A 6,132-nucleotide genomic window follows, 5' to 3' on the forward strand; every position below is an offset into this window, starting at 1 on the left:
GAAGCCAGCAACGACCCGACAGCCCCTGTCGGCGTACGCAAGTGAGGGGGGGCCGGGTCATGAACAAGCGCATGAAAATGAAACTGCTGGACTACACGTTGATCAGCCTGCTGGCCGGCACGGCGCCGCTGGCCGGCGCACAGACGGCTGCGCCGTCCCGCACGCCATCGCAAGTGCCCTCGCAGGCACAGCAGGATCGCGTGGACGGTACGGCCACGGCTGTGGACTGCGACGGTGAACGCTGCACGGGCGAAGAAGGCCTGCTGTTCCGGCTGCGCACCCGCAGCTACGACAAGCCGGTGACGCAGGGGACCGACCGCGCCTCGAGCTCTGAAGCCCTGCAGCCGGACCGCCGCGTCACCGTGGCGATGGAGCAGCCGGGCAAGGCCACGGCGATGGGCAAGTTCTCAATCGACCTGCCCGGTGGTGGCGTCATCTGGGCCACCGAAGACCCCACCCTGGGCCAAGCCGAACTGTCGGTCTCGGCGCCTTCGATGGTGCCGTTCGACGGGCAGAGGATCGCCCGCCCGGTGCAGTTCTATGTGCGCGGCAACTATCCGGCCTTCATCGAGCGGATGGAGATCACGCTGTACCGCAGCAGCGATGGCGACCTGATCGAGCCGATCGCCTCGGTGCCGATCGAGGTGGCGGCGGTGTCGAGCACGTCATGGGATGGCGCGCTGCCGGACCGGTATCGGTTCCGCAAGGGCGACGAACTGGTCTACGTGCTGCGCGCCTACGGAAAGGACGGTGCGTTCGATGAGACCCATCCGCGCACGTTGCAGCTGGTATCGCCCGAAGACGCAGAGCGCGGCATCAACCAGCTGCGCACCCACATCGAGCGCGCACAGGGCGCCGCGCTCAGCGCCGAGCAGGCCCAGACGCAGAGCCTGGTGGAGAGCGTGTTCTCCGGCAACGGGCTGCGCCAGCAGAACATCCCGATGTACGGCTCGCGCATCCGCATCCAGGGCCGCAACATCCCCGCCTCGGCCTCGCTGACGATCAACGGCGAGAACTATCCGCTGGACCAGGAACGCAAGTTCGTGGCCGAGTACCTGGTGCCGGTGGGCCACCACCAGTTCCAGATCGGTCTGGGTGGCGGTCAGGCGTCTGGCGGCGCGACAGCGTCCCATATGCTGGAGGTGGACGTCACCGGGCGCTACTTCTTCGGCGTGGGCCTGGCCGACGTCACCATCGCGCAGAACAAGACCAGTGGTTCCGGCGCGGCCTTCGCCAACGACACGCGCTATCAGGACGATGTGATCAGCGATGGCCGGCTGGCGTTCTACGGCAAGGCCAAGCTGCGCGGCAAGTATCTGGTCACGGCGCAGGCCGATACGACCGAAAGGGACCTGGACCGGCTGTTCAACGGCTTCACCCAGGCCGATCCCCAAGATGTGTTCCGCCGCCTGGATCCGGATCTGTACTACCCCGTCTACGGCGACGACTCCACCACCTACCGCGACGTGGACACGATGGGCCGGTTCTACCTGCGGGTGGACTGGGACAAGAACCAGGCGCTGTGGGGCAACTACAGCACGGGCATCGCGGGGACCGAGTACGCGCAGTACCAGCGTTCGCTGTACGGCGCGGCACTGAACTGGCGTTCGCTGGCCACCAACCGCTGGGGCGATCCGGGTACCGAGCTGCGCGTGTTCGGCTCGCAGGCCGAGACGGCGCCGGGCCACAACGAGTTCATCGGCACGGGCGGCAGCCTGTACTACCTGCGGCATACCGATCTGCTCCCGGGTTCGGACATCGTGACCCTGGAGATCCGCGACCTGACCACCGGCCGCGTGGAGAACCGCGTGGTGCTGCAGCGGGGCGCGGACTACGAGATCGACGAACTGCAGGGCCGCATCCTGCTGACCCGTCCGCTGGCGCAGATCACCCGCGAGAACATCCCCACGCTCACCCGCGATGCGCCGCTGGACGGCCTGGAGCAGCGCCTGCTGGTGGACTACGAGTGGGTGCCCTCCGGTTTCGATGCCGACGACGTCAGTGCCGGCGTGCGCGGCAAGCACTGGTTCGGCGACCACGTTGGGGTGGGCGCCACCTACGTGCAGGAGAACCGCGCCGGTGAGGACTACACGCTCGCGGCGGGCGACCTGACCCTGCAGGCCGGCAAGGGGACCTATCTCAAGGCCGAGTACGCCCAGACCGAGTCCTTCGGTGCGCCGGTGTTCTTCTCCGACAACGGCGGCCTGAGCTTCATCCAGCAGAACGACACCGGCCTGCGCCGCGAAGGCGAAGCCAGGTCGCTGGAGGCGCGCGCCAACTTCAAGGAGCTGGGCTGGACCGAGCTGGACTGGAGCATGGGCGCCTGGTGGCGCAATACCAGCGCCGGTTACTCGATCTCGCGCTACGACACCGGCCGGGCCATCACCGAGTACGGTGCCGAAGTGCAGGGCCAGTTCACACCCAACCTCGGCGTGTACGCGCGCTACACCCGTGCCGAGAGCGGCATCGAGTCGCTGACGCAGGCCCAGGCCACGCTGGAATGGCGTGTCGATGACGCCCGTACGTTCAGTGCCGAGGTCCGGCGTGTGGACACCGAAGGCGCCTCCCTCGATGCGGCCGGCACGCTGGGTGCGGTGAAGTACCTGCAACGCTTCGGCAGCACGCTGGAACTGTACGGGCTGGCCCAGTTCACCCTCGATGATGACGGGGGTCAGTACGCCGACAACGATGCGCTCACGCTGGGCGGCAAGTACCTGTACGGGGACAACTCCTCGGTCGGGGCCGAAGTGACCACGGGCGACCGCGGTCAGGCGGCCAGCCTCAATGCCGAGCACCGCCTGACACCCGAGCACTCGGTGTATGGCGCCTACACGTACTCCACCGACACCACGGAATACGACTCGCTGTTCACGCGCAACGCCCAGAACGGCTGGACGCTGGGCCAGCGCTGGCGGCTGTCCAACCAGGTCAACCTGTACAACGAGAGCCAGTTCCTGAAGGAGCCCAACCAGTCCGGTCTGGCGCATACCTTCGGCATGGACTTCTATCCGGCGCAGGGCTGGAACCTGGGCTTCACGCTGTCCAACGGCGAGCTGACCAACACGGCCGGCGGCAACGTCGACCGTCGCGCGGTCAGCGTCTCCGGCGGGCGCACCTCACCGGACACCGACTGGCAGAGCAAGCTGGAGTGGCGCGAAGACTCCGGCGCCGAACAGCGCGAGCAGTGGGTCAGCACCAACCGCCTGACGCACAAGATCAACGAGAGCTGGCGCATCGCCGCGCGGCTGAACTACGCCGACACCGACGACCAGCTCAACCCGCTGGCCGGCGCGAAGTTCATCGAGGGCAATGTCGGATTCGCCTACCGGCCCTGGGACAACCAGCGGTGGGGCGTGTTCGGTCGCTATACCTACCTGTACGATCTGGCCACGCTGGGCCAGCTGGGCGGCGCCGAGTACGACCAGAAGTCGCAGATCCTCTCTTTCGAAGGCGTGTACAAGCTGGACCAGCACTGGGAATTCGCAGGCAAGCTGGCCCGTCGCGAGGGCGAAGTGCGTATGGGCCGCGGGACCGGCGTGTGGCTGGATTCGGCCACCACCTTCGCCGCGGCGCAGGTGCGCTACGACCTGCGTACCCAATGGCATGCGCTGGCCGAATACCGCTGGCTCGATGTCAGGGACGGGGGTACCAAACAGGGCTTCCTGGTGGGTGTCGACCGCGACCTGAACAAGAACTTCCGCATCGGCGTGGGCTACAACTTCACCGATTTCAGCGACGATCTGACCGACTTCGACTACGACCACAGGGGCTGGTTCCTCAACCTGGTAGGAACCTACTGAACCTACCGGATGCGGAGGCGCCAGCCGTGCCTTCGCATCCGGTTCATCGCCGTACTGCGTCAGGTACGTCCGCCTGGGCGGAGCGGGGCGCGGGAAGGAAATTCCCGACCAAGGCGTTCCGGATCCGTACCGTCACCGCATGGCGCGGGCCCAACTGGCGGCTGGCTTCCACCAACCCATCCTGCAACAAGGCCTCTGCGCGCCGCAGGTCCGTCGCAGCGTCCGGCGTGCCGGCTGCCGCGCGCAGGATCAGCGCTTGCGCCAGCAGGTACTTGGCCATTGGGGAAGGCTGCTGGCGCTGCCGGGTCGCGTGCACCACCTCCTGCAGCATGCTGATGGCGTGCGTCAACGACGCCTCCCGGGAGGGTCCGGATTGGGCAGACGCGAGTTGGATCAGGACCTCGGCCTGTTCCTCCTTGGCTGCGAGCGTAGTGGGATGCCGGGGGCCCAGGATGCGTTCCAGCAGCTGTACTGCCTCGCCCGACAGGCTGACGCTCTTCGATACGTCATGTGGGCGCTGAAGGCGCGCCTCCAGCAGCAACTGGCGCGCGTACTCCGGATGCGCTTTGCCGTATACGGTGACGATGGCCTCACGCGTCTCACGCAGGGCCGTGGGTGGAATGCCGGCGGCGTGCCCTTGTCTTTCCAGCACCTCCAGTCTCAGGCGGCTGCTGCGTGCGGTGTCGGGATGCCCAGGGCCCAGTCGCTGGCGGCGCGATGCAAGGAGCGCTTCCGCCACCTGCCTGGCCTGGCCATCGTCCTCTTTCAGCAGCAACAGCGACAACCGCGCCTCGTTGACATTGTCGGCCAGTGATGGAGACGCCTCCCGGGCCAATGCGGTCGCGGCATCGAGTTCGCGCCCGGCCTCGGCAAGATCCATCAGCTGCAGGTGCCACTGGGCACGCAGGATCGACAGTTCGACCTGCGTATCGAGTGCCGGTTGTGACGGCAGACCTGCTGCCACATTCTGCGCGAACCCCAGGGCATTGAATGCGGCATCGTGCTCCGACAGTCCCCAATGGGCGCGCGCCAGCTCCGTCAGTAGATTGAGCGTGGTGATATCCGCGGTGGGACGGGCGGAGGTCGACTGGCGGAGGCTTTGGGTGGCGACATCGCGCGCTTCGGCATGGCGCGCCTGAAGATTGAGCAGGGTGGCCAGGGTGGCCTGTGTCTCGGACTGATGCGCAGGGCTGTCTGTCAGCAGCCGGTTGGCCTGGGAAGCGAGCGCAAGTGCGTGTGCGTAGTCGCCCAGCACGGCATAGCTGCGCGCCAGGGAGGTCAGCGCACGCGCCCGGATCACCGGGCTCGACTGTGGCGGCAGCGCACGCAGGTGCGCTTCGGTCTTCTCGAGCAGTTGGCGCGACGATGGGCGCGCTTCGGCCAGGCCGGAGAGCGTGGCCGCGCCGAGGGTCTGCTCGAACATGGTGGAAACCAGCTGCATGTCGCGGGCTTCCTGCTGGCCGCGCCAGTGGAACCACGCGAATGCGCCCACCACTGCAGCCAGCGAAAGCATCACGCTGCCGGCGAACAGCGTGGCGAGTGCGTTCCTCTGGAAGAAGCGTCCCAGGACATACGCGCGCCCTGCGCCACGCGCCCCCACGGGACGCCGCGCCAGCCAATGCTCCAGATCCTCGATCAGGGCGCCGACGCTGGCATAGCGGTCACCCGGCGCCAGGGCGACGCATTTCAATGCAATGGCATCCAGGTCGCCCTGGAGCTTCCTGCGCAGCAGGCGGGTATCGCGACATCGCCTAAGGTAGGCGACCTGCGGAAGGGCCGTGGTGGCCAACAGCGAGGGCGCTTGCGCGGAGCCTGTCCCGATGCCGCTCAGCTGGGTGTGCAGTGGCTGCAGCGGGCGGGGCCATGCATCCACCAGCAACTGGTACAGCACTACGCCGATCGCGTGCACGTCGGCCGCGACCGAGGCCGCGCCGCCTGTCAGCAGTTCGGGGGCGGTGTAACCATTCGACACCGCAATGGGCGCTGCGGTGTCGCCTTCGCGCCCGCTCATCAGCGTGGACAGGCCGAAGTCGACCAGGTGGACCACGCCATCCGGCGAGACCAGCAGGTTGCCGGGTTTGATGTCCTGATGCAGCACGCCGTGGGCATGGGCGTACTGGAGTGCGCGGCAGGCTTGAAGAAGCAGGCTGATCCGCGAGCCCAGCTCCAATCGTTGCTGATCGGCCCATTGATCGACCGAGACGCTGGACCGGCCAGCCTTTCGTAGACATCCGGTTGCCATAATTGATGGCAATGACCGAGGTGTTTATGGGCAACAGCAAGCAGTACACAGATGAGTTCCGGGCCGAAGCGGTGAAGCAGGTGATCGAGC

2 protein-coding genes are annotated in these 6,132 nt (G+C 66.9%); one reads left to right on the plus strand and one right to left on the minus strand.

Annotated elements, in window-relative coordinates:
* Window positions 1-71 precede the first annotated feature (71 nt).
* Complete coding sequence (locus tag CSC76_RS18535) at window positions 72-3,800, plus strand: TonB-dependent receptor (RefSeq protein ID WP_202923573.1); 3,729 nt, start codon at window positions 72-74, stop codon at window positions 3,798-3,800.
* A 43-nt stretch (window positions 3,801-3,843) separates the two neighbouring features.
* On the opposite strand, the gene CSC76_RS18540 is transcribed toward CSC76_RS18535, so the two are convergent.
* A complete protein-coding gene (locus CSC76_RS18540) occupies window positions 3,844-6,042 on the minus strand; it encodes a protein kinase domain-containing protein (RefSeq protein WP_162111435.1) in 2,199 nt (732 codons plus the stop codon).
* Between the last annotated feature and the right edge of the window lie 90 nt (window positions 6,043-6,132).

Origin of the sequence: Pseudoxanthomonas mexicana, assembly GCF_010093385.1 — a bacterium.
In the GTDB taxonomy this organism is placed as follows: domain Bacteria; phylum Pseudomonadota; class Gammaproteobacteria; order Xanthomonadales; family Xanthomonadaceae; genus Pseudoxanthomonas_A; species Pseudoxanthomonas_A mexicana.